19 protein-coding genes are annotated in these 25,147 nt (G+C 55.5%); 14 read left to right on the forward strand and 5 right to left on the reverse strand.

Features of this window, described 5'->3' with window-relative positions; all coding sequences use genetic code 11:
* Nucleotides 1-286 precede the first annotated feature (286 nt).
* The 6 genes from GFR01_RS07720 to GFR01_RS07745 all read left to right on the forward strand — a co-directional run bounded on the left by GFR01_RS07720 (nt 287) and on the right by GFR01_RS07745 (nt 11,102).
* Nucleotides 287-2,437: a peptidase domain-containing ABC transporter gene (locus GFR01_RS07720; protein ID WP_099181948.1), complete on the forward strand. Its 2,151-nt coding sequence runs from the start codon at nt 287-289 to the stop codon at nt 2,435-2,437.
* Nucleotides 2,438-2,440: 3 nt separating this feature from the next.
* Entirely contained in the window at nt 2,441-3,898 is a 1,458-nt protein-coding gene (locus tag GFR01_RS07725) for an HlyD family type I secretion periplasmic adaptor subunit (RefSeq protein ID WP_063903146.1), read from the forward strand.
* 62 nt (nt 3,899-3,960) lie between these two features.
* Nucleotides 3,961-5,733 carry a tetratricopeptide repeat protein gene (locus tag GFR01_RS07730; protein ID WP_099181949.1) on the forward strand — a complete coding sequence of 591 codons (1,773 nt, stop codon included), beginning with the start codon at nt 3,961-3,963 and terminating at the stop codon, nt 5,731-5,733.
* Nucleotides 5,734-5,739: 6 nt separating this feature from the next.
* A complete protein-coding gene (locus GFR01_RS07735) occupies nt 5,740-8,694 on the forward strand; it encodes a glycosyltransferase (RefSeq protein WP_099181950.1) in 2,955 nt (984 codons plus the stop codon).
* A 134-nt stretch (nt 8,695-8,828) separates the two neighbouring features.
* On the forward strand, nt 8,829-9,740 hold the full coding sequence (locus GFR01_RS07740) for a hypothetical protein (protein WP_099181951.1): 912 nt from the start codon (nt 8,829-8,831) through the stop codon (nt 9,738-9,740).
* Between the two features lie 126 nt (nt 9,741-9,866).
* Complete coding sequence (locus GFR01_RS07745) at nt 9,867-11,102, forward strand: glycosyltransferase family 4 protein (protein ID WP_099181952.1); 1,236 nt, start codon at nt 9,867-9,869, stop codon at nt 11,100-11,102.
* Between the two features lie 19 nt (nt 11,103-11,121).
* On the opposite strand, the gene GFR01_RS07750 is transcribed toward GFR01_RS07745, so the two are convergent.
* A complete protein-coding gene (locus tag GFR01_RS07750; protein ID WP_099181953.1) occupies nt 11,122-12,261 on the reverse strand; it encodes a glycosyltransferase family 32 protein in 1,140 nt (379 codons plus the stop codon).
* 215 nt (nt 12,262-12,476) lie between these two features.
* Between GFR01_RS07750 and GFR01_RS07755 the strand changes: the two genes are divergently transcribed.
* On the forward strand, nt 12,477-12,896 hold the full coding sequence (locus tag GFR01_RS07755; RefSeq protein WP_063903140.1) for a hypothetical protein: 420 nt from the start codon (nt 12,477-12,479) through the stop codon (nt 12,894-12,896).
* An 88-nt stretch (nt 12,897-12,984) separates the two neighbouring features.
* Here GFR01_RS07755 and dps read toward each other — a convergent pair whose 3' ends face one another.
* Nucleotides 12,985-13,524 carry a DNA starvation/stationary phase protection protein Dps gene (gene dps, locus GFR01_RS07760; protein ID WP_063903139.1) on the reverse strand — a complete coding sequence of 180 codons (540 nt, stop codon included), beginning with the start codon at nt 13,522-13,524 and terminating at the stop codon, nt 12,985-12,987.
* Between the two features lie 57 nt (nt 13,525-13,581).
* Nucleotides 13,582-16,113, reverse strand: coding sequence for a glycosyltransferase family 2 protein (locus GFR01_RS07765; protein ID WP_099181954.1), 2,532 nt, complete (start codon nt 16,111-16,113; stop codon nt 13,582-13,584).
* A 259-nt stretch (nt 16,114-16,372) separates the two neighbouring features.
* Here GFR01_RS07765 and pstC point away from each other — a divergent pair, with 259 nt between their 5' ends.
* Genes pstC through GFR01_RS07795 form a run of 6 tightly spaced genes read left to right on the forward strand, consistent with a single transcriptional unit; the run spans nt 16,373 to nt 21,709 of the window.
* Nucleotides 16,373-17,341 (forward strand): phosphate ABC transporter permease subunit PstC, encoded by a 969-nt coding sequence (gene pstC, locus GFR01_RS07770; protein WP_099181955.1) that lies wholly within the window; start codon nt 16,373-16,375, stop codon nt 17,339-17,341.
* Nucleotides 17,338-18,210: a phosphate ABC transporter permease PstA gene (gene pstA, locus GFR01_RS07775; RefSeq protein WP_099181956.1), complete on the forward strand. Its 873-nt coding sequence runs from the start codon at nt 17,338-17,340 to the stop codon at nt 18,208-18,210. Before pstC ends, pstA begins: the two co-directional genes overlap by 4 nt.
* Nucleotides 18,211-18,227: 17 nt before the next feature.
* Nucleotides 18,228-18,998, forward strand: a complete 771-nt coding sequence (gene pstB / locus GFR01_RS07780; RefSeq protein ID WP_240284709.1) for a phosphate ABC transporter ATP-binding protein PstB — start codon at nt 18,228-18,230, stop codon at nt 18,996-18,998.
* Between the two features lie 6 nt (nt 18,999-19,004).
* Nucleotides 19,005-19,727 (forward strand): phosphate signaling complex protein PhoU, encoded by a 723-nt coding sequence (gene phoU / locus GFR01_RS07785; RefSeq protein WP_063903135.1) that lies wholly within the window; start codon nt 19,005-19,007, stop codon nt 19,725-19,727.
* Nucleotides 19,724-20,446: a response regulator gene (locus GFR01_RS07790; RefSeq protein ID WP_007281579.1), complete on the forward strand. Its 723-nt coding sequence runs from the start codon at nt 19,724-19,726 to the stop codon at nt 20,444-20,446. The genes phoU and GFR01_RS07790 overlap by 4 nt, the downstream gene beginning before the upstream one ends.
* A gap of 3 nt (nt 20,447-20,449) precedes the next feature.
* Entirely contained in the window at nt 20,450-21,709 is a 1,260-nt protein-coding gene (locus GFR01_RS07795; protein WP_099181957.1) for a sensor histidine kinase, read from the forward strand.
* Nucleotides 21,710-21,779: 70 nt separating this feature from the next.
* Here GFR01_RS07795 and GFR01_RS07800 read toward each other — a convergent pair whose 3' ends face one another.
* Both GFR01_RS07800 and GFR01_RS07805 read right to left on the reverse strand, forming a co-directional pair.
* The gene (locus GFR01_RS07800; RefSeq protein WP_099182135.1) at nt 21,780-23,195 is read right to left on the reverse strand and encodes an amino acid permease; all 1,416 of its coding nucleotides are present in this window, start codon (nt 23,193-23,195) and stop codon (nt 21,780-21,782) included.
* Nucleotides 23,196-23,364: 169 nt separating this feature from the next.
* Nucleotides 23,365-24,606 (reverse strand): lytic transglycosylase domain-containing protein, encoded by a 1,242-nt coding sequence (locus GFR01_RS07805; RefSeq protein ID WP_099181958.1) that lies wholly within the window; start codon nt 24,604-24,606, stop codon nt 23,365-23,367.
* A gap of 63 nt (nt 24,607-24,669) precedes the next feature.
* On the opposite strand from GFR01_RS07805, the gene GFR01_RS07810 reads away from it, so the two are divergent.
* A complete protein-coding gene (locus GFR01_RS07810; RefSeq protein WP_063903131.1) occupies nt 24,670-25,143 on the forward strand; it encodes a flagellar basal body-associated FliL family protein in 474 nt (157 codons plus the stop codon).
* The last annotated feature ends 4 nt before the right edge of the window (nt 25,144-25,147 follow it).

Below are 25,147 nucleotides of genomic sequence, written 5' to 3' on the forward strand. Positions count from 1 at the left end.
ATAAAAAAAACACATCGGCTAAAAGTTATGTAGCGGTCTTTCTTTGAACAAAGACCATGTTTCGTCTCGCTGGAACTATGTTTCTGCAAAGATTTTTTCTGATGGAAGAAACGGGGAGGTGACGGAAAAGACAGTATTCTCTATTCATGAATTATGAACGGGCGTTTCTGCCTTTGATGCCGCCTGTGCGGGACCACAGCATAGAGGACATTTCGTGGAGCAAACCCAGCGCGTGTCTGGCCCCGGAAGGGACGTAAGCCCGGCAGTCATTCGATTATATGCAACCATGGCTGCTGCCCGTTTTCACGGGGTCGATCTTGATATTCGTGATTACGCGGCAGAGCCGGGCGAAGCCTCTCCGTCTCCGGCGTCTCTGGCTCGCTGGCTGACGTCTCAGGGTGTTGTCGCAAAAGGCATGCGTCTGCGGTGGCGTTACCTGATTCGTTTGCAGAACACTCCTCCGATTGTCCTGATGTTCAAGGATGGCTCGGCAGGATTGATGGTCGGGGCTAATCCGGAAAAAGGTATTGTATGGCTTCGTGACCCGATGGGCGGCGAAGGCGACACCCCTGTTCCTGTGGATGAACTGCGTCTTTCTCAGGTCTGGACGGGAGATGTGCTTCTGGTGAGGCGCCGCCTCAATGAATCGGAAGCCGATGCGCGTTTTGATCTGTTGTGGTTTGCGAAAATGGCGCTGCGGGAGAAGAAGCTCCTTCGCGATATCGCCTTTGCATCCATGGTTCTCAGCGTTTTGCAGATATTCCCCGCGCTGATCGTCATGCAGGTGTTGGACCGAGTGGTGAACTATCACTCAATGGCCACCCTGATTTCCTTGACGTCTTTTGTGATTATCCTGACGTTCTATGAAATCCTCCTGTCATATGCCCGTCGGGAACTGTCGCTGATTTTGTCGACAAGGCTGGATTCAAGAATTTCGCTTCATGCCTTCAATCGCCTGCTTGCTCTTCCGCTTGAATTTTATGAGCGTGAGCAGACGGGGCAGGTGCTGGGCCGTTTCATGGCTGTCTTCCGTGTTCGTGACTTCCTCACGGGACAACTGATGAGCACCATGCTGGACTTGTTCACGCTTGTTGTTGTTCTGCCAATTCTTTTCATTCTCAGTGCAACGCTGGCCTGGATGACAATTGCAGCAGCAGGATGCATTGGCCTGATTGTCGTGCTGTTCCTCCCCATTCTGACGCGTACCATGGGTCGACAGGTCAAGGCGGAAATGAACCGCAACTCAACGCTCTATGAAACTGTGGCTGGTATCCGTACCGTCAAGACACTGGCTCTTGAGCCGACCCGTCGGGAAGAATGGGATGAGAAAACTGCCGATGTTGTGCGCTGGAAGCTCGCGTCCGGCCGAATGTCCAACTGGCCGCAGACCCTCGTTATGCCATTTGATGCCTTTATTAACAGAGGCGTCATTCTTGTGGGTGCCTACCTGGTTCTGACAAATGCCAGTGATATGCAGGCAGGTGCTCTCGCCGGATTCATGATGCTGGGTGGCCGCGTGGCAGCCCCCCTGGTGGGGCTTGCCAAACTTCTGGAAGCCGTCAACGAAGTGACTGTTTCCCTTGGTGAAGCCGGAGCTGTTCTAAACCAGCCGACAGAGACAAAAGCCCTCACGACCGGAATGCGCCCTCAGATCAAAGGCGCGCTTTCCTTTATGGATGTGAACTTCTCTTATCCGGGATCTTCAACAAAGGCGCTGAATGGCGTCAGCTTTGAAATCCCCCCGGGCACCATGCTTGGGCTTGTGGGACGCTCTGGATCAGGTAAGTCAACGGTAACCCGTCTTCTCCAGGGCGTAAGCCGTAGCTATACGGGTTATCTCCGTCTGGACGGTGTTGATCTGCGAGAGATAAATCTGACCCACCTTCGCCGCTCCTTCGGTGTTGTCCTTCAGGATAACTTTCTGTTCCGTGGTACGGTTATGCAGAACATCACTGCAGGGCGTCCGGGCCTTACAATTGATGATGCGATTCGTGCGGCCCGTCTGGCAGGTGCAGAAGAATTCATTGAACGTATGCCTGCGGGATACGATACCTTCATTGAAGAAGGCTCGACCAATATTTCTGGTGGACAGAGACAGCGTCTAGCGATCGCTCGTGCGGTGATCAGCGATCCAAAGCTGATGATCCTCGACGAGGCAACATCTGCGCTCGATCCGGAATCCGAAGCTCTGGTGAATGCAAATCTGCAGCGGATTGGCAAGGGGAGAACGATGGTCATCGTGTCTCACCGCCTCTCGTCCCTGGTGGACTGTCATCAGATTGCCGTCATGGATAAGGGGAAACTGGTGGACATAGCCCCTCATCATGTCCTGCTGGAACGTTGCGAGATCTATCGGACCCTATGGCTGCAACAGAACCGCCATATGAATTCCTCAGGCCCTTCAGAGGCGGCCGGTCAGTTGAGCGAAGGAGAATAAGACATGAGCTCCTCTGACATGATTCCCCAGAATGGGCAGTCGCCTGAAAATGGCGGCAGCGAGAATTTTAACAGTCATGTGCCCCGCTCTGCGACCGACCCGTTCGCACCGCAGGACATGCCGATTGCATTGCTGGAATTCCATTCCCCAACTGCGGGTCTTGTTAATCTTCCAGCAACTGCATCTGCCCGATATACGATTGTGCTGATTGGATGCCTGTTTCTGGCCAGCCTGGCCGGTATGGCGTTCTTTCCAATCAATCGGGTGGTCAGCACAGTGGGGCGTTTGACATCCACTCAGCCAACACTCGTCGTTCAGCCTCTTGAGACGTCCATTGTCCGGTCCATTGATGTCCATGTAGGCGATTTCGTGAAAAAAGGTCAGGTGCTCGCACATCTGGACCCGACAATCACGGAAGCCGATATTACGAACATGGCTCAGCAGCGTAACGCCTATCAGGCTGAGCTGGATCGTTTGAAGGCTGAAGCTGACGACAAGGACTATGTCCCTGATACGTCCAGTCCTGATTCTGTTCGTCAGGGAGCAGCTTTCCTGCGTCGTCGTAGTGAATACCGTGCCCGGGTCCAGAACTACGATCAGCAGATTGCGGGTCTGCAAAGTGATCTGCAGGGCTATCGGGCGAATGCGGCAATGTATGCAAGCAAGATGCGCGTCGCTTCTGAAGTGTTGAAAATGCGCCAGCATGAGCAGGCCGACCAGGTGGGATCGCGTTTGTCCACACTTGCTGCTCAGAATGACATGATGGAAGCGGAACGCGCCGAGATCGCCGCTCAGCAGAGTGCCAATTCTGCCGAAAACAAAATGGCAGCCATGAAAGCTGAGCGTGACAGCTACATGGAAAACTGGAAAGCTCAGGTTTATACGAGCCTGACGGAAACACAGCATCATCTGGACGAATATCGCAGCTCATACGACAAAGCCCGCCTTAGACAGGACCTGGTTCTTCTCAAGGCGCCGGAAGATGGCGTTGTCCTGACAATTGCCAAGGCCTCTATTGGTTCTGTTCTGCAATCGGCAGCTCAGTTCATGACGCTGGTTCCTACGGGATCTGGCGTTGAAATGGAGGCTGTCATGAAGGCAAATGATGCTGCCTTCGTAAAACTTGGTGATCATGCGATCGTAAAGTTCGCAGCTTTCCCGTACAATCAGTATGGGGGTGCGGAGGCTACTGTGCATGTCATCAGTGCAGACTCTTTCGAGAAATCTGATAGCGGTAGTGTAGGGGACAACAGCGCTGTTGCAGCGGGTCCGACGGACTCTATCTATTACCGCGTCCGTCTGAGGATTGATCGTTATACGCTGCATGGTCAGCCGGATTTTTTCCATCCTGCGCCAGGCATGCCCGCCACGGCGGATATCGATATTGGAAAGCGGACAATCCTGAAATACCTGTTCGGGCGGATGGCTCCGATTGCAACCGACGGCATGAGAGAGCCCTAAGACCAGAAAACGCCCGGCCTTCCCGGGCGTTTTCCATTTCCATTGGATCAGGTTGAGGGATCATGACATTCAAGCGTCGTATTGCGTCTCTTCTTTCCTCGAAGGGAAAGATGGAAGAAGGCGTTCGTCTGATGGAGAAGGGCGATGCCGTCCGAGGCTTCACCCTTCTCAGTCGTCTTGCCATCTCTGGCGATACAGAAGCTGCTTTTCGCGTCGGACGGGCATATCTTGACGGCACAGGTGTTCCACCCAGCCTCGAAGAGGGTGCGCGCTGGATGCTTGGCGCGGCAGAGGCCGGTCACATTGAGGCATCGTTCGTTCTGGCGACGCTTTATACGATTGGTTTCCCCGAGGGTTTTGAGATCCGTGGGCCTGAAGCTGCTCTGGAGTTGGCGGCGCGCCCCGCAATCGGGCCTCGTCAGCCTGATTTTCACAAGGGGTTTCACTGGGGTCAGATTGCTGCGAATGCGGGATCTGCCGATGCCCAGGCACTGCTCGGTTATATTCTGACCAACGGGCCGGAAGACCTGCGCGATCTTGCTCAGGCGCGGTCATGGTATGAACGGTCCGCTGCTGCTGGTTGTTCGCAGGGGCATCTCGGGCTGGCGCTGGCCATACTGCATCAGGCTGAGACCGACGAGGCCAGGGCTCTTGCTGCCCACCATCTGAAAGAGGCGACCAAGGGAGGGCTGGGAACAGCCTTCGATATTCTTGGGCGAATGAGCGAAGCTGGCGCTGGCGTTCCCCGAGACATGGGAGCTGCCGCGCGGTATTACCAGCAGGCTGCTGAACGGAACATGGTTGGCGCTCAGGCGCGATTTGGTTTGTTCCTGCTGGAAGGCGTCGGGGTGGAGCGGCATTACGGTCGCGCCGAAACCTGGCTGCGCAGAGCCGCCCTGAATGGAGATGCGGAATCAGCCGCGTTGCTGGGCGATCTTTACGCACAGGGGGGGGAGCTCCCTCCCAATCTGATGGAGGCAGCAAACTGGTATCGTCTTGCCGCTGAGCAGAAGCATGGGGGTGCGGCACGAGCGCTGGGACTGCTTTACCTGACTGGCAGCGGTGTTCACCGCGACCCGGACGTGGCGACGCACTGGTTCCAGGTGGCATCTGAAGCGGGAGACCGTCATGCCGATGCAGATTTTGGCAATCTGATTCTTACAGGCGCTTCTGCGACAGACGACGAAAAACAGGCTCTTAAAGAACGTTTCGAGCGTGCAGCCGAACGTGGAGATCTGGTTGGGGCTTTCAATCTTGGTGTCTGCTTCGATCAGGGTGTCGGCGGAACGGCTGACAATCGGGAAGCGGCCCGTTGGATGCAGAAAGCGGCAGATGGCATTGTGAATGCCCAGTTCTGGTATGGCAGAATGTTGCTTGAAGGACGGGGCGTGCAGGCTGATCCAACGCAGGCGATGTATTGGATGGAAAAAGCTGCGGACGCCGGAATGGGTGAAGCGCAGGTCGCTGTTGGCCAGCTTCTCGTCACGGGGCAGATCAACGGCCGTCGGGATCATGCTCGTGCGCTGGAGCTTTATCGTGCTGCCGCGGAGAGTGGAAATGTGGACGCCATGTTCTCGCTGGCAGCCATGTATGGCGGCGGACATGATGTCCCGGAAAATCGCGCCGAGGCGCAGAAGTGGTTTACCAAGGGGGCTCAGCTTGGAAACGGTTTGGCGCAGCTGATGCTTGGACGCTATCTGATCCGTGGACTGGCCGGGGTAACGGACCTGCAGGAAGGTCGGAAATGGCTGGAGCACGCCAAAGCCCAGGGAATTGCGGATGCTGAAGCAGAACTCGTCAATCTTGATGCGGCGGAGCCTGATGAGGATGATTGATCCGGCGTGACGTCCGACCAGAAGCATCCTGATCTCACAGGAACCACATCCAGCGCGGCTTTTAGTGGATATGGGCACGAAGTAACTCCCGAAGAGCGGGCCGAATGGCGGGAAGTCATGAGCGCCCGTGCGCAAGCGGCCTTTCAACGGGGGCAGGATGCAATTCATGCCGGGGACTTGCAGGATGGCGTGTTCTGGCTGGAACGTGCCGAGAGGATGGCGCGGCAGAGCCCTAATGTCATCTGGGCTTTGGCGATTGCTTTTCTGAACGTGGGACGCGTTCCGGACTGTCTGAAACGGATGGAGCGGCTTTACGGCAAATATGGTCTGCGGGAAGCGGCATTTCTGTCAGTTGTCTGTCTTGTTCGACTGAATGAAACGACAGAGGCAACGTCCAGACTGGGGGCCGCATTATCGAAATTCCATATCCTGCCTGAGTTGAGGCAATTGGCCGCACAACTGTCTCAAGCAACAGGACTACAAGGCTGGTGTACGGCTTCCAATGCTGGTTGGGTGGATGTGGAGGCATCTGGCAGCGTCCGGGTGCTTCTTGATGGGGTAGAAATCGGACGGGGTAATTGCGGGCGCTATACGTTTCCGGAGGGCTGGCGAACCGCGCGGCGTCTGGAGGTTCGTGCTGGTCGCAAGCATGCACTCGGGAGCCCGATTGATCTTCAGGCACTGATGCGTTGTGAATCGCTGGTGCGCGCAACGGCCAGAGGGTTAGAAGGATGGCTGTGGTTTCCCTCAGAGCCAGAGCATGTCCCGTCCATTACCCTTTGGGATGGCAGGGTCATATTGGTGCCAGAGTTCGCGCCAGATGTGGACAGTGATGTTCCGCTGTCCAGGCCGCGTTCCTTCCTTCTTGATAAGAGCTTCACACCAAAAGGCGACTGTGGACCGCTCGTACTTCAGGACGAGCACGGGAGATCTCTCACGGGTGCACCAGTAGATCCTGTGGTCGGACGACTCGTGTCTGGGAAGGGTAAACTTCCAAGACGTTTGTATCCAGTTCCTGTGAAATCCTGGGCTCACCGACCACGAGACGCCAGGATAACCACCGGATGTGCGGTCGTCATTCCTGTTTATCGTGATCTGGCAGGAACCACGGCCTGTTTGCGCAGTGTTCTGGAGACAGTGCCGCCGGGCATCGAAATCATTGTTGTAGATGATGCGACGCCGGAACCGAAGCTGGCCGATTTTCTGGATAATCTGGTGCAGGACAGTAAAATTACGCTTGTCCGGCATAAGTCCAATCAGGGGTTTCCGGCCTCGGCAAATGACGGAATGCGTCTGACAGCAGGCCGGGATGTTATCCTGCTGAACAGCGACACACTTGTATCTCCAGGGTGGATCGAGCGTCTGCGAGCGAGGCTGGCTTTCACGGATGTCGGGACTGTCACGCCTTTTTCAAACGATGCGAGTATTCTGTCCTATCCTTCCGTCGATGCGGAAAACGCTGTGCCTGATCAAGTCGAAGCGCGGAAACTGGATCTTCTGTGTCAGGCTCTCTTTTCGCGGGAAGAGGTGTGCATTGATCTGCCGACCGGAAATGGTTTCTGCATGGCGATTTCGGCTGAATGTCTGGCAGATACGGGGCTTTTCAGAGAAGACCTGTTTGCACAGGGTTATGGTGAGGAGAATGACTTCTGTCTCCGAGCGTCAGCACAAGGATACCGGCATTTCCCAGCCCCCGATGTCTATGTGGCTCACATTGGGTCCACATCATTCGGGAGTAGTCGCAAAGCCCTGATGGGGCGTAATCTCGAAATTCTGAATGCCTTGCATCCGGGATACGATGAGAAGGTCGCCGAATTCATTGAAAGTGATCCACTCAGAGATTTCCGGCGGCAGATGGATCTGTCTCGGATGGATGATCTACGGGAAGAGCGTTCTTCCATCCTGTTGATCCAGCATGATGCGGGCGGTGGCGTAGGGCGTGTCGTCCGTCAGCGTGCGGAGATGTTTGAACAGCAGGATTTTCTGGCTCTGGCCCTTCGGCCAACATTCCTGGGCTGCAAATTGGAGTGGCCGTTGGAGAAGGAGAACTCTTTCCCGAATCTGGAGTTCACCCTTCCTGAAGAACTGCCGTTTTTGATTGCCGCCCTGTCACGGCTGAAAATCCATAGTATCGAGTGGCATCATCTCGTGGGGCACGCGCCCTGTATTCGTACGCTTCATGAGGAATTGCGTGTGCCTTATGATGTGTTTGTCCACGATCATATCTGGTTCTGTCCGCGCATTTCGCTGCTGGATGGACATGGCCGCTATTGCGGAGAGCCGGATGTGGCAGGTTGTGAGACATGTATTGCGACATGGGGCAGTTATCTGGGAGAAAACCTCAAGGTTTCGGAGCTTGTGCTTCGGTCCGGGCAGGAGTTCGGCCGGGCTAACAGGTTAATGGTGCCCTCTCGCGATACTGCTCAAAGAATGGCGCGACATTTCCCTCAGAATCATTTTGTACCTGTCCCTCTCGAGGATGATCCCGTCCTTTTGTCAAATGTTTCAGGACAAAAGAGGGAAGTTTCTGGACGCCCTCTGCGGATTTGTGTCGTAGGTGGGCTAAGTCGCTGGAAAGGATATGATATTCTGCTGGCGATGGCAGAATGCGTACGAAGCCTGTCGCTTCCAGTCGAGTTTGTTCTGGTGGGACATACGCCCGACGATGAAACTTTGATTGCAGCCGGGGTCAAGGTAACGGGAGAGTATCGGGAAGACGAGGCGCTGGACCTCATTCGTGAACAGAATGCCGACATTGGGTTTATTCCCTCTGTTTCTCCTGAGACCTGGTGCTACGCACTTGGAGTATTATGGAAAAGCGGCCTAGAGGTTCTGTGTTTCGATATTGGGGCGCAGTCCGAGCGAGTGCGTTTCAGTGGTGTGGGAGCGGTAGTCCCACTCGGGATGCCTGTCGAATTTCTTGTTAGTTTTATTTTGCGCCGCTGGGGGCCAGTAAGTTGAAGTGAACGGGGTTTACGCTTCGACTGGAAAGGGTAAATATAACCCAGAAACAATGCCTGTCTTGAACTGGCTGCCATAGCCGCTGGGCTTGAAAAGTTTTTCCTCCCGTACTGCGGGAACAAGTGGAGTAGGGAATGTCAAAGACGGCTGAAGCACCAACGCAGAACCGGGTGATTGACCTCAAGTCTGGCGCTCACATGATGGTTCTCGATGCTGGAATTTTCTGCATCTTTCATGCCGCGGGACAGCCAGACCCTGGACCTGCGGGGCTTCCGGGTGTTCGGATCTCCCGGGCTCCGGGTACCCCGCCAGGAATCGTAACGGTCAGCACATTTGAAGAAGACGGCTGGATTGGGGGTGCCAACGGGGCGGCTCTGGTCCGTATCACGCGTGGTCCTGCAGCCGTTCTTGTGACCACGTATCAGGAGCCGGGTAGCCCACACGACGCGCCAAAGATTCAAGTGGCGCAGCTTGCCGGCCCGACATCTGTCAGTCCCGCTTCTGTTGCTGTCGCGCAGCCTGCACAGAAAGCCGCTGATCTGTCGGCCGCTCCGGCTGAAATTTCTGCTCATGTTCAGCGTGTTGGTGACGTCGCAGCACCGATCGGTGAATGGATGGGAACGCCCGGAAGCCAGTCATGGATCGAAGGTTTTGCCATTGCTCCGAAAAGCAGCATTCCTGCTTCTGACATTGAATATCAGGCAGTTCTGGGTAAGGGGTGGCTCTCTCCATGGTCTGAAGGGGGGCAGTATTGTGGCTCCCGTGGTATGGCGCTCCCTATTCTCGGCCTGCGCGTCCGCCTGAAGGGTGCATCGGCAGAAACGCATCACATTCGTCTGTCGTCCACTTTTACGGATGGCTCGCGCCTTGGTCCGCTCGACGGGACCGACGCGCTGGAAGCAGAAAGCCTCGCACCGCTGGAAGCCTTTCTGCTTGAAATCATCCCGAACGAGGGTGCTGAAGCTCCTGCTGCAAAAAGCGTGAAGACTTCCCGCGCCAAGTCGACAAAAGCGCCGGCAAAGCGCAAATCTGCGTCAGCAGACTGATCTTGAATGGAGACTGGCTGCCTGAATGGGGAGCCAGGTTTCTCTGACTTTCAAAGATCAGGGAAGAGAAAAGCATTAGCTTTTTCAACCCTGAATCCAGGCACTCTTTAACGACCGGAATTTGGTGTGCGGTATCTCTTTGTCCATCAGAATTTTCCCGGTCAGTTTCTGCATTTTGTGCGTCACCTCCATGAGCAGGGGGGGCACGAAATCGTCTTTATTTCCGAAGCAAACGCAGGAGAAATTCCTGGAGTAAGGCGTGCTATCTACCGGGTGCCGCGTTTGCCTTCGTCTTCAACGCACCCGCATCTGCGGGAATTTGAATATGGACTTCTGCGCGCTGAGGCAGTCGCGACGGCAGCCAAGACGCTCAAAGGCCTTGGATATGTGCCGGATATCATCATCGGACATCATGGCTGGGGCGAGCTTCTGAACCTCGTGGATGTTTTTCCCGGCTGCCCGATTTTGGGATATTTTGAATTTTTTTATCACACTGATCGAAACGACGTCGGGTTCGATCCTGAGTTTCCGCCTGGCCCGGATCTGGCGGCGGCTGTCCGGGTAAAAAATGCCATAAATCTTCAGGCGCTTTCTTTGCCAAATGGCTATGGTCAGACCCCCACACAGTTTCAGAAATCCACATATCCCGGCTGGGCGCAGGACAGGATTTCCCTTTTGCGGGAAGGCGTAAATCTTGAGCTTTGCCAGCCAGATGCTCAGGCACGTCGCCGTAATCTGGTCATCAATGGGGTGAAAATTTCCCCTCGTGATGCACTCGTGACTTATGTCGCGCGTAACCTTGAGCCTTATCGTGGCTTCCATAGTGTCATGCGTGCTCTTCCGCGTATTCTCACTGAGCGGCAGGACGCGCAAATCATTCTGGTTGGCGGAGATCAGGTCAGCTATGGTGCGCCGCCTCCGGACCGCGGAAGCTGGAAAGACATCATGCTCAAGGAGCTGGAAGGGAAACTGGATCTCAGTCGGGTGCATTTCGTCGGCAAAGTTGCTTACGACGATTTTCGCAGCCTGCTCAAGCGCTCGGACGCCCATCTGTATCTGACTTATCCTTTTGTCGCGTCGTGGTCCTTGCGAGAGGCCATGGCAACAGGCTGCCCGATCATCGGAAGTGATACGGCTCCGGTTAGCGAATTTATTACTGATGGTGTGACAGGCCGTCTTGTTCCATTCCTGGAGCCAGACCGGATTGCCGAGGTGGTCCTGGAATTACTGGAAGACCGAAAACAGGCTCGCCGCCTTGGGCAGGGTGCCAGGGGATATGCAGAGGCTGAACTGTCTCTGCAGGATTATCTAGAGCGATATGACAGGCTGGTAGAACAGGTTGTCAGCAGGCATAGCTGCTGACAATTTTCAATCGGCTATATCAATGATGGTGCCATGAACCACTGGCATTTTTATAATGGACTTCATACTCTTCTACAAAGTCATTGAAGCGATCCTGATTGTCTATGGAAACATCAGGAAGTTCTTCCCCGTGATTAACTTTCTGGAATATCGTCCGACTGACGGCTCGATTTAAAACACCTGGTCCTGTCTTGAAGGCAATATACAGGCCGGGGTGGCGGAAAGTATTGGCCCATGCTGTTAGAAGAGCATTTGAAATAATGGGGTGACTGGGGGCAGCGCCAAAAAAATCATTATGCAAGACGAAGTTGTGTGTGGTGAACAACTGGCAACTGGTAGGAACGAAGGCAAGATGGTCCCACGCATCATCAGATTTGATACGAAGGTCTGCATCAAGCCACCAGCCACCTTTGGCTGCAATGACATGCAACCGCAGAAGATCTGCGGCTTCTGCAGGATGCCGGGCTTGCTGGAAAAATTCGCAGGCTTCCCTGCCGTAATTTTCATACATCCACTGTGAAGCACTCTCATGGTCGAAGACGGTGAAATCCTCGCCTATAAGGTCTTGATGATACTGAATATTTTCTCTGATTTCTAAAGGAGGATTACGATCCCAGTACATATAAAGATGATGCGGAATATTACAGTTTTTGTTGGACTTTTTCCCTGTATCCAGAGATTGCAACCACAACAAGGCTATTTCCAGATATAGCCTGTCTATTTCTTCTCCAGAATGAAAACCTTCATATGTATTACCAATAAGCTTTAGGCTTTTCTCAAAATCTTTCTCTCGCCATGCAGTGTTTACGCCACGAATATAATTTGCAAACGACGGTTCGATATTTTCAAGTTCTTGTATCTCTTCGGGAGGTAGGGGGAGGGATGCTTTCAGAAGACAAAGAAGGCGGACTTGAAGGAGAGACTGCGCCAGCGGGTACTCAGTCTGGCTTTTGGTATGGAGTTCAAAGGCCCGGCGGTAAAAAGAAGATGCTTCTCGAACATTGCTGTGGATATGAAGAATATTGGCAATTGCGAAGGCATGTTCGACCGTATCGGCCCCATGTCTCTCCAGATAGGCAATAGCCTGATCATCATGCGCAAGATCGTCTGTCGTGAAAGAAGGTGGTTCTTGATGATTGTTTTCAGTATTTTCACTCATGTTCCACGACTTCTTCATATTTCATTAGAAATTGACAAAATCTTATCTAGAAACCTTTTTGATTGCCAGTGCTTCATTGTGAAAGCCTACCCGGCAACGAAAGTGATAATGGACAACGACACATTCCATGGCCCTGACAGGTATGATAACGTTTCTATCATAGAGAATTACAGATACATCTGCGTCGCTGAGTAGATGTAACAGGAGTGGTCTGAATGTCTTTCGAAATGCTTCCTGGCTTGCGTGACATCGTACATCGCTGGGTGGTGAAGAAAGATCCTACCCAGATGCCGTTGCGCTTGACCGACGAAGATATCGAAGCCCTTGCAAAGGCGAGTATTGAGACGCTGCGACAGCGTGCTGTTGGAGGTCAGGCCTCAGAATGGGGTAATCTTCAGAAGCTGACAGGCTCTTGGATTGTGCAGCGTGAGAGGGGGCAGATGCCCTTTGCCCTCACGACTGAAGAGTTACAGGGCTTTGTCAGGCTGGCGCTGGAGGGTTTGGTGACGCCAGTTAGGGTTCCAGCTGAGAGGCAGGATATTCCAGAAAGCCCTACTGAAGTTATTCGAAATATTGAGACTTTGGATATGGACGCATTTCGTTTTGCCAGAGAGCATCTCGCCCGCTGTCTCTAAAAGAGCATACAATCTTTTTTTGAATAAGCATAAAAAAACGAGGCAGATTGCTGCCTCGTTTTCTATCCATTTTGGAAGCGGTTGCTAATCAGCTACGCTTGCCATCATGGTCGCCATCACGCATCTGGCCTGTGGGTTCCTGAACGTGCGCCTCAAGGAACCAGAGATGCTTGTCGAGCCCACGGGAAACTTCCGTGAACAGATCGGAAGTATCATCGTCGCCGGCTTCATCCGTGATCTTGATGGCTTCACGAACGTTGTTGGCAACAGTCGCATAGCGATCAATCAGAGCCGCGATATGATCTGCAACCCGGTAAATATCGGTTGGATAAGGCGTGCAGTTGCTGTTCTTTGCAACAGCCTGCACGGTCCCGTACGCTGTGCCGCCCAGTTGCGTTGCGCGTTCTGCCGTGGTGTCGACGAAGTCGTCAATGCTGGAGCGGAAGCCATCCAGCATTTCGTGTACGCCGATGAACTGCGGGCCCTTGAGATTCCAGTGAGCCTGCTTGGTGATCAGGGCAAGATCAATAAGATCTGCCAGTCGGGCATTCAGCGTCTCGATGGAGACGCTTTTGGTGTTGTCTGCCGTGTTGTTCTGCGTGACATGACGGTTGGACTTTGTAGCCACGATAAATCTCCTGAAACAGGGTTCGTTATCCAGAAACGCCAAATTCCCAAATGGGTTTCATAGCGTCTCCGGATCCACGAGATCGAAGAACGGCTGGTGGTCCACTGTGAAATAGCGGGGGTAAGCCGGGTCACGTTCGAAAAGTGGGTTGTTGCTCCAACGGGCCAGCATCGTCTGGGTTTCATGAAAGAAGCGGGCTTCATGTTCTGGACGGTCATCGCTACCGCGGGAGAGGCTCTCATGGTGGTAAGCCACGATTTCTGCACAGAAAATGATCCGGTAACCTGTATCACGGATCTTCAGGCACAGATCGACGTCGTTATAGGCGACGGTCAGTTCTTTCTCATCGAAGCCCCCGATTTCGCGGAAGACATCCGCACGGACAAGCATAGCGGCAGCCGTGACGGCTGTGACTTCGTGGGACAGCATGGTCCGCCCGATGAAACCATATTCAGAAACCGGATCGCCACGATGGACATGCGCGCCGATGCCCGCTGGTCCAACGATCACGCCCGCATGCTGGATGGTATCGTTCGGATACAGCAGCTTTGCGCCCACAGCCCCTACGTCAGGAGCGGCCAGGGCTTCCCCGATGGCGATGTGCAGCCAGTCCTTGTGTTCCACAAACACATCGTTGTTCATGAACATCAGGTAATCGGCGTTGGTCTGCTCAACGGCCAGATTGTTAAGGCGCGAGTAGTTAAAGGGTTCTTCAACAGTGAGGACGGACACCTGCGGGTGGGCCTGCATCTCTTCAATGAAGGCAGCCGTCTCGTCTTCCACCGACCAGTTGTTGACGAGAATGATGTCGAAAGCCTTGTAGGCTGTCTTGGTCAGAAGGGCTTCGACGCACTGACGCGTCGTGTCCACCTGATCCTTGAACGGAATAATGATCCTGACTTTCGGCGTTTTCCGTGTCAGCCATTTGACGCCATAGAGCGTGAGGCCACGGATGGACGACACTTTTGCTTTGACGCCGCGACGCTTGAGATGGTCATGAACGTAACGGACCCCCGCCTCGATGGCATAGGTCTTGTTGGCGACATTTACGGCTGTGGAGTTCGGTGTCTTGCGCCAGTGGTAAAGGATTTCCGGCACGTGGTAGATTTCTGAAGGCTTCAGGATTTCCGTCGCCCGCAGGATGAAGTCATGATCCTGGGCGCCATCATAGTCGGACTTCAGGTGCCCGATGGCGCGCATGGTATCGGCCTCCACCATGGTCAGGTGGCAGACATAATTGCAGCCAAGCAGATAGCGATAATTGAAGTCTGGCTTGAGATTTGGCTCCAGGAAGTAACCGGCCTGATCAATCTTGTCTTCATCAGAATAGAGCAGCTTTGCTCCGGTTTCCCGTGCCGCGCGGACCATAATTTCTACGGCGACGTCGACCATGAGGTCGTCATGGTCAAAGAAAACTACATATTTCCCGCGTGCAGCGTCCATGCCTGCATTGGTTGCGCCGGAGATGCCTGCATTCTTTTTCAGGGGGACTGCGCGAATGCGCTTATCTGCCTTGCAGAATCCTTCGATAATGGCTGTTGTCTGAGCGCATTTTCCTGCGTCATCGACAATGATCAGTTCCCAGTTCTGATAGGTCTGGGACAGGACGGAATTGATGGCGGCTTCAAAATCGCTCTTTAGAGGGCGATAGGTTGGGCAAAGGATGGAGACCAGAGGTTCTTCAAAGCCCTTTCCATCTTCAAGCTGCCTCTGACGGGCTGTTCGTTCGCGCAGAAGGGGATAGTATTTCTGGGCCCATCGGTTGTAGTCGCCAAGATTATAGCCTCGACGGGGTACCAGATCACGTACTTCCTGCCGAAGAGCGGATAGTTGACGATGCAGCCCGTCAATGACGCCCAGCAAATCGACCAGGCGTGTTTCAAGAGCATCGTCTGCAAGAGACGTGACAAAGGGGCTGCCGTTGAGTTCGGCATTGTCTGGCAGCGTGACGATTTTGAACTGACGGGGCGTACTGCCGCGCAGCCGCTGCGGAATAGGAATTTCGAAGCCGCAATTGGGGTCACAGCCGAGCACGGCGGCGACATCGCCGCGATATCGATCGGCACGCGCCTGCGCAATCCGTACACCATCCACCATGACGGAAATCATGCAACCGCCATGCATCTCCGCACCTGGGCGGTCTGCTTTCAGAAGCCACCCTCTGAGAGCGCCCTGTTTAACGCCGTCTACAAAGCTCTGGTACTGGGGTTTGAATTTGTGCGTGAAGGTAACCACCGGGAGCGGAGGCTCTTCTGGATCCGCGAGGTTGGGCAGCGCGAGGACGGAGCGATCCGGAAGGCGGATGGAAAGCTCATGGGGCTTGCCGTCTATGTATTTGTCGGGCACGGAAAATTCAAATCCGACCTTCGCAACAGGCAGGTTCAGAACTGCCTGAACATCCGCCCGTTCCACATCGCAGACCACCTGCAAGACTTCCTGCTGATCTATCAGTACATGTAGTCGGGCAGGACCAATACCTCGTGTGTCGATTACCCATCCTTTAGCCTGACCGTCGACAAACTGGTCAAAATGTCCAAGGAAAACGCTGGCGGTAGGAGCTGGAGATTGAGGGATCGGCGGTTTGGTCATTTACTCTGTCTCCCAGGCGGCGCTTGCCTCAAATTCAGGGTCAGCGCGAAGATTTTCCGTGATCCTAAATGAGTTGTACGGGCATGTCTTCGGTAGCTCAGGAGTGGGCGGTAAAAAAAAATGTGTCGCGAATGACATAAATCTTTCATGCCGCCTGTTGCACGCACCGGTTGTTCTTCCCGTTCCGGAAGGCTAATGCACGGAGATGGCGGTATGTGCCGTCAGTCTGCACCGTTATCACAGCCAGAGCCTTTGACGCATGACACTTGCCCCAGCCAGGCAGCCCGACAAAGTCTCCGCTCCTGAATACAAGGAAAAGCGGAGCAGCGCGGATACCGCATTTCAGGCCATCGTTGGAGGATGCTCGCTTGTCGTGCTGATCGCTCTGGGCGGCCTGGTCGTTCTGATGGGGGTTGGTGGCCAGGAAGCCTTCAGGACTTTCGGGCTCGGCTTCACGTTTCGTGATGTGTGGAACCCGGTTACGAATGATTATGGTGCGTGGGCCCCTCTTTTCGGCACGATTGTCAGTACGCTGATCGGTGTGCTGATTGCCATGCCTCTCGCGTTTGGAACGGCTTTCTGGCTCACCGCGATTGCGCCCCCCAAGATTGCGGCTGTTGTGGGAACGGCAGTTCAGCTGCTTGCAGCCGTGCCATCCATTATTTTTGGTATGTGGGGCTTCTTCACAATCGTGCCGTTTATGGCCCGGCATGTTCAGCCCTTCATGATGCATAACTTCCGGCATGTGCCTGGGATCAGCCTGCTGATCCACGGAGCCCCGTTTGGTACAGGTCTCATGACCGCAGGCATTGTCCTCGCCATGATGATTGCTCCCTTTATGACCGCCGTAATGCGGGATGTTTTCGGGGCGATGCCAGGAATGCTGCGTGAAAGTGCTTACGGACTGGGTGCGACGCGATGGGACGTCATGTGGAAAGTTGTTGTGCCCTGGTCCCGGACAGGAATGATCGGCGCCACCGTTCTGGGAATGGGACGTGCGCTGGGTGAGACCATGGCGGTTACGTTTGTGATCGGAAACGTAACCTCTGTTGGGTGGTCGCTTTTTGCGCCCCGCAGCACCGTTGCTTCTTTGATTGCGCTCCAGTTTCCGGAAAGCCCGGTCGGATCCCTGAGACTGTCCTCCCTGCTGGCGCTTGGGTTCATTCTCATGCTGCTGTCTTTCGCCAGCCTGTCTCTGGCCCGTATGCTGCGGAAGGACGGGAAATGAGCGATATGACGACGTCATCCAGCGGCTGGGCTCCGAACGCCAACGGCGCCCGCCGGCGCCGAATGGATCGGCTGGCAACACTGCTTGGAATGGTTGCGGCCGGCATTCTGGTGCTGGTCCTGACGTCTATTCTGTGGACGTTGCTGTCCCGGGGAATAACTGGCCTTTCTGCAGCTGCGATCATGAAGCCCATGGGGCCTCCGGGTTCTGGGGGCGGTCTGGCAAATGCCATTCTCGGTAGCCTGATCCAAACCTTTCTGGCTCTTCTGATTGCGACCCCGCTTGGACTGGGTTGTGGCATTTACCTCTCGGAATATGGAAACCGCCAGAACCGGTTCGCATCCTGCGTCCGTTTCGTCTCGGATGTTCTGATGTCGGTTCCTTCCATTCTGGTCGGGCTGTTCGTCTATCAGATTCTCGTTGCCCCGTTTGGACATTTCTCGGCCTTTGCCGGGTCGGTCGCGCTCGCAATTCTTGCTGTTCCCATCATCGTTCGAACGACAGAAGACATGCTCCGGCTTGTGCCGATTGCAATGCGGGAAGCCGGGGCTGCGCTAGGGGCAACGCGGTGGCGTGTGACGCTGTTCCTGTGTCTGCGATCTGCCAAGACCGGCGTTCTGACCGGTATTCTTCTGGCATTGGCCCGCGTCAGTGGCGAAACGGCCCCCTTACTCTTTACATCTCTGGGCAACCAGAACTGGTCCTTCAGCCTGAACCGTCCGATGGCCAGCCTGCCCGTTACGATCTACCAGTATGCAGGGGCGTCCTACGAAGACTGGGTTCAGCTCGCATGGGCAGGCGCATTGCTCGTGACCATGGGTGTTCTGGCCATCAATATTGCCGTCCGTCTTTCGGCCCGCCGCGGATGATTTTACAGGATTTCAACATGACCGAGACCAAGCCGCAGGTGGCCCTCGCTGTTCGCAACCTTAATTTCTACTACGGACAGAATCACGCCCTGCACGACATCAACATCGATTTTCCTGCCCGAAAGGTCACGGCGATGATTGGACCCAGCGGCTGTGGCAAGTCCACGCTGCTGCGTATTTTCAACCGTATGTATGACCTCTACCCAGGGCAGCGGGCGACAGGGGAAGTCCTGTTTGACGGGCGGAATATCCTTGAGACCGGCCTTGATCTGAATATTCTGCGGGCCCGGATCGGCATGGTTTTTCAGAAGCCAACACCGTTTCCCATGTCGATCTATGACAACATCGCATTCGGTGTGCGTCTGCATGAGCGTCTGAACAAGGCGGACATGGATGCCCGTGTGCAGGACGTTCTGACGCGTGTTGCCCTGTGGAATGAAGTCCGGGACCGTCTGAATGCTCCGGCGGCCGGTCTGTCTGGGGGTCAGCAGCAGCGCCTCTGCATTGCCCGTTCGATTGCCACGCGCCCGGAAGTGCTCCTGCTTGACGAGCCCACCTCCGCACTGGATCCGATTTCGACGGCGCGTATCGAGGAATTGCTGGATGAACTCAAGGAAGAGTTCACGATTGCCATCGTGACCCACAACATGCAGCAGGCTGCACGCTGTGCGGATCAGGTTGCATTTTTCTATATGGGCCGTCTGATTGAAGTGGATACTGCGGATCGTATCTTCACGAACCCGCGCCAGCAGCAGACCCAGGACTACATCACCGGAAGATTTGGATAATCCGCCATGGCTGACAGATCTCATATCGTCAAAAGCTACGAGCAGGAGCTGGGTCAGCTCCGGTCCATGATGTCCCAGATGGGCGGCATCGTGGAAAACCAGGTGGCTCTCGCCCTCTCGGCTATCGCAGATCGAAACGAGGAGGCTGCCGATGCAGCCGCCCGTCAGGATCCGGATGTGGATGGCCTTGAGCGTGATGTCGAAAGTCTCGCCATCCGTCTTCTGGCCCTGCGCAGCCCGATGGCGAGCGATCTTCGTGAAATCGTTGCGGCTCTGAAGATCACGGGCGATCTGGAGCGGATTGGCGATTATGCATCGTCCATTGCGCGCCGCTCCCTGCGGATCCGTGGTTCCGACGGTCAGATTTCTCTCTCTGGTCTGCGCAGCATGGGTCGTCTGGTTCAGGACAATCTGAGGCGTTCCATTGATGCCATCACTCAGCAGGATTCCAACCGGGCTATGGAAGTCTGGCATGCGGATCGTGCCGTGGATGAGTATTACACGGCCCTGTTCCGTGAACTCGTCACGTACATGATGGAAGATCCGCGTAATATTCGGGCCTGCACGGAGCTTCTGTTCATTGCCAAGAACCTTGAGCGGATTGGCGATCACGCGACCAATATCGCGGAGCGGGTCTTCTATGCCGTAACGGGTGACAATCTTCCCGCAGTTCGTCCCCGGGGCGGTCCGACATCCATCGACGCTGCCGCCGAGCCAGAAGACCGGTGAGCGGGACGACGCAGGTAAGAGCAAAGGGCCTCATCCTCGTCGTTGAGGATGATCCAGCCCTCTTGCTCATGATGCGATACAACCTCGAACAGCGAGGCTATCGTGTTGAATCCGCTCCCGATGCGGAAACAGCGCTTCAGTTTCTGGAAACGGCTCGCCCCGATGCAGCCGTTCTGGACTGGATGCTGCCGGGTCTTTCCGGTCTGGATCTCTGCCGGCGTATTCGCAGCAATCCGGCCCTACGGGACCTTCCGGTTCTCCTGCTGACTGCTCGTTCTGGAGAGCAGGACGCGATCCGCGGTCTCGACACAGGCGCAGATGACTATCTGGTTAAGCCATGCAGCGTGGATACGCTTGATGCCCGCCTGCGCGCTTTGCTGCGGCGTCATCAGTCATCCTATGATGTTCTATCGTTTGCCGACATCACACTTGATCCTGAAACGCATCGTGTGGAGCGTGCGGGGCGTCTGCTTTCTCTTGGCCCGACCGAATATCGCCTTCTGGACCTTCTGATCCGCAATCCGCGCAAGGTCTTCTCGCGTGAAGATCTTCTCCGCCGGATCTGGGGTCAGAACATTCATGTGGAAATCCGCACGATTGACGTTCATATCCGCCGCCTTCGCAAGGCTATCAACGGCCCGAACGAGCCGGACCTTGTCCGTACGGTCCGGGCAGCGGGCTATGCTCTGGATGACGGTCCGGTCACGGACGGGCTTTAACGGGTGAGGACCGACAGTCTGGCAGCCATTTCCCATGACGGGCTGCCTCTCTGGGCTGGTCTGATCCTCGCAGGTGTTGCTGTTGTTGGCTGGGGATACGCGGCTCTGGCCTTTCGCCGCCGTACGATACCCGAGCCCGTCGTTCCTGAATTTCCCACGATGGGTCTCTCGCTTCCTTTGCCGGATGCTCCGCTCCCCATCGAGCTTTTTCCGGGCAGTGTGCTTCTGCTGGACAGGCTCGGGGCTGTGCTTCAGGCAAACGAAGAAGCCCTGATCCAGTTCGGAGACAGTGTTGGAGCCATTCTCAGGCATCCTGCTGCCCGTTCAGCGCTTTCTGCCGCCTTACGGGCCGAGCCTGAAGGAGCGGATGATCTTCCTCCTGTATGTTCTACAACCTTCACGCTGGATGTTCCCGTCCCCCGGACATTGCATCTCTCGTTGAGAGGTCTTCCTGGGCCACAGGACCGTCATAAGCGCGTTCTTGTTGTGATGTCGGACCGGAGCGAGGCACAGGTGCTGGACAGGATGCGGCTGGATTTCGTAGCCCATGCCAGTCATGAACTGCGTACGCCCCTGGCATCTCTGAGCGGCTTTATTGATGCGCTCAGAGCTGGCGGCAGCACTATGGACGAGGGAACGCGCCTACAGTTTCTGGATATCATGGGACAGCAGTCGGCCCGTTTGAAACGGCTGATTGATCGGCTTCTCTATCTTTCCCGCGTTCAGGCACACGAACACCAGCGCCCACGTGATGTCGTTGAAGTCGCGGATTTGATGGCGATTGTGCTTGGAGAAGTCGCCCCGCGCTTCGATGAGGATGGATGCACGCTTAATCTGGCTATTGAAGATGACCTGATCATCAAGGCGGATGAAGACGAGATGGTACAGGTGCTCCTGAACCTGATCGAAAATGCCCTGAAATATGGTCGGGAGCGGGAACGGCCCTTTTCTGTCACATTATTTGCCCGCAGGGCACCGGAACGCGATGACCGGTGGCCGGAAGACGGTGGCGTCCTTCTGGGCGTGGAGGATAATGGGCGTGGCATGGAAGCGCATCATCTTCCACGCCTGACTGAACGCTTTTATCGGGTCGTGGACAAGGTGGAGCCTGCCCAACAGGGCACGGGTCTGGGCCTGTCCATCGTTCGGCATATTCTGGACCGTCACGGCGGCCGACTGCGCGTGGCGAGCGCTCCGGGGCGGGGGACAACGTGTCTTGTCTGGCTCCCGCCGGTGAGTGTCGTTCAATCTGAAACAGTGTGATGGTTTTGGCCAGGTCCTAAGTCAGGCCAAAAAAACGCTCCCGAAGGAGCGTTTTCAGATCAACTGCTTATCAGGTTGTCTTGCGGGTCTTGCCCAGAAGAACCCATCCACCAACGAGCAGGAGTCCGATCAGCGGGGTGGCACCGATCGTGATGGTACCATCCGGATAATCGAACGCAATCATGAGCAGTACGAACGCCAGAAAACCTAGTGTCACCCAGTTGGTAACTGGTGCGCCCGGCATGGCAAAGCCCGTGGGTGCAATGTCTCCACGGTTAATGGCCGCACGCAGGCGTTGCTGGCAGAGCAGAATGAACGACCAGGTGCTGATGATGCCAACGGCAGAGAAATTCAGGACGATTTCAAAGACGCGGGCCGGAATCAGATAGTTCAGTCCGACGCCCACAAGATAGACCGCCAGTGTTGTGAGAATACCCATGTAAGGGACGGAACTTCGGTTCATCTTGGACAGCATCTTTGGCCCGGAGCCGCCAAGTGCCAGTGCGCGAAGCACGCGGCCAGTGGAATAAAGTCCAGAATTCAGGCTGGAGAGAGCTGCTGTCAGAACCACGATGTTCATGATCGTGCCGACGCCCGGAATGCCCAAAGCCTGGAAGAACGTCACGAACGGGCTGACGCCAGCGTGATAGGACGTCCAGGGCAGGAGGCACACCAGAAGGACTACGGATCCAACATAGAATAGCGCAATACGCCAGATTACGCTGTTGATGGCGCGGGGCAGAACTTCGCGGGCATCGTGGCACTCGCCTGCGGCCGTTCCAATCAGTTCAATGCCGGAATAGGCAAAGACAACGCCCTGAAGCAGAAGAAATGCCGGGATGATCCCGTGCGGGAACAGGCCGCCGTTTTCTGTGATGAGGTGAAGGCCGGTCGTGTGACCCCCCACGGGAACACGGCTACCGAGGATCAGCGTTCCTGCGATAAGGAAGGCTGCGAGTGCCACGACCTTGATGAGCGAGAACCAGAACTCCATTTCGCCAAAATAGCGGACGCCAATCATGTTCATGGTGCCAACGATTGCCAGCGCGCCAAGGGCGAACACCCATTGTGGCACGTCCACGAAAACGGCCCAGTAATGCATGTAGAGGGCGACGGCGGTGATATCGACGATACCCGTCATCGCCCAGTTCAGAAACGAGAGCCAGCCAGCCGCATAGGCAGCTTTCTCGCCCAGAAATTCGCGGGCATAAGTGACGAAGCTGCCGCTGGTCGGGCGGTACATGACCAGTTCGCCGAGGGCGCGGAGGATCAGGAAGGAAAAGATACCGCAAACGGTATAGATCAACGCAAGGGAAGGTCCGGCGACCTGAAGGCGGGAGCCGGCGCCAAGGAACAGACCCGTACCGATGGCGCCACCAATGGCGATCATCTGGATATGTCGACGACCGAGATCCTTGTGATACCCTTCCTCGCTGATGACATCTTCCGATGGGGGAGTGTAATCGTGAGCAGGGCTGGTCGTCATCTGCGCATCCTGAGAGCCGGGATCGGCGTGGTGAAACAATGTCTGGACAGGGATCACCTACACTTCATGCGTGGCAGGTATGTCCAATCTGCATGGGAACATACGGCAAACCACGCCTGTTGCCAACGCGCATTGAGTTTTCTTACGAAAACCCCGATTTATGAGTAACTTAATGCCCCGGAGGGACCGCCATACAGGCCATCCCCTGTCCTGACAAAGTATTGCAGGCCTGAGCAGCACCTGAGCGGCTGATTCCTGCCAGTCTTGCCCTCCAGAAGCGTGTTCCGTGTGCGACAGTCGGCTGAATCTCGATGCGCGAAGCCTGAAGGGGAGAGAAGGCGCTCTGTCGGGCCATTGTGGCTGCGAAACGTGCCTGTCCGGGATTTGCAAATGCGCCTACCTGAATACCCCAGTCTCCATAGCTTCCGGGAGTGCGATAGCTCACACTCATGGGCGTCAGGCCAGATGAAGCCCTGGCCGTTCGGGCAGGCGTGGGAATGACAGGCGCGGGGGGAAGGTTGCTGCTGGACGCATACTGAGGCGCTGCGGTTGCAGATGGCGGAGCAAGTTGACCGGATGGAGCGGGCGTCTGGATGCAGGTGGTATCCGGATCATAGGCACCGTTCGGGTCACAGGGGACCGCAGGTGGCAGATCTGGCGGCATGGTATCAGACGGAACGGATGTGATGCGTCGACCCGCCCAGGCCTGCTGGACACTCTGTTGTGGAGGAGCGTAGCTGCTTGACGTCTGATTCATGGCCAACTGAGTGGAGGTATCGGGGGCTTCCGCCACCTCCATTGGAGACGCGTTGAGCTGAGTGGTTGAGGCATAGGCGGCGAGAGGGCCGGTCATGGCCACCTGCGTTCCCAGATGAGGAGTAATGCTGGCGACATAATTGACGGTCTCGTTAGGGAGGGATCGCCCTTCATAGAGATAGTCTTCAAGGCGTTGCGGGCCAGCATTGTAGGCCGCCAGAAATGCAGGGGCGCCGTATTTGCGGGACAGGATCTGGATATAGCCCGTGCCTGCCATGATATTGTCGTGAGGTTCGTAGGGGTCAGATCCCAGTCCGAAGCGACTCTGCATTTCCGCATAGGTCTGGGGCATCAACTGCATCAGTCCCATGGCTCCGGCGCTGGATGTGATGGGTTGCCCGTTCAGGTACTGGTGACCCCCCGATTCCTGATGGATGACAGCGCGAATCCATGCTTCGGGAATCGAGAAGCGATTGGCAGCCTGCTGAATGTACGGCCCCCACGGATCACTTGCGGTTCCGGGTGCTTTGTAGGCGCCGTTTGCGGCGTAATACCGGTTGTAAGGGGACGTCTGGGAGGCGCAGCCGGAAAGGAGGAATCCGGCCATGCAAAGGGTTCCGGCATAGAGGAAAAGGTGCCTTTTCCGGGGCGTCATAAACCCAACGTTAATCTTTTGAACTGATGATGGGATCTGTCCGAAAGAGAAGGCAGATACACGGTGACGACGGAGACTCCGGAACTTGAAACCCCTGCAAAGGGGGGCGGGAAGCGCAGGATCATCATGATTGCAGCGATCCTCTGCGTCCTGCTGGCCGGAGGAGGCGCATTCGCCTGGCAGCACTTCCATCACCCTGCGTCCCATCCTGAAAAACCTGCCTCACAACCCGAAAAGCTGACGATCATCACCATTCCCACGATGGTGTCCAATCTGGATACCGGTGAGGGTAGGGCGCGTTATATTCGGATCAGCGCGCGTCTTCAGGTTGAAGACAGCAAAGATACGGCAAAAATCGGGCCGTTAATGCCCCAGATCCAGGATGCCTTTCAGACCTGCCTGCATGGCATGCGTCCTGAAGAACTGTCGGGTGCCGGCATCTATCGCCTCAGGGAGACGCTTTTAGCGCAGGTTTCCAACATTCTTGCGCCTCTGCCGGTCCGGGATCTCTTCTTTGTAGAGTTGCTGGTGCAGTGACTGC

This window comes from Gluconobacter frateurii, assembly GCF_002723955.1.
GTDB lineage: Bacteria > Pseudomonadota > Alphaproteobacteria > Acetobacterales > Acetobacteraceae > Gluconobacter > Gluconobacter frateurii.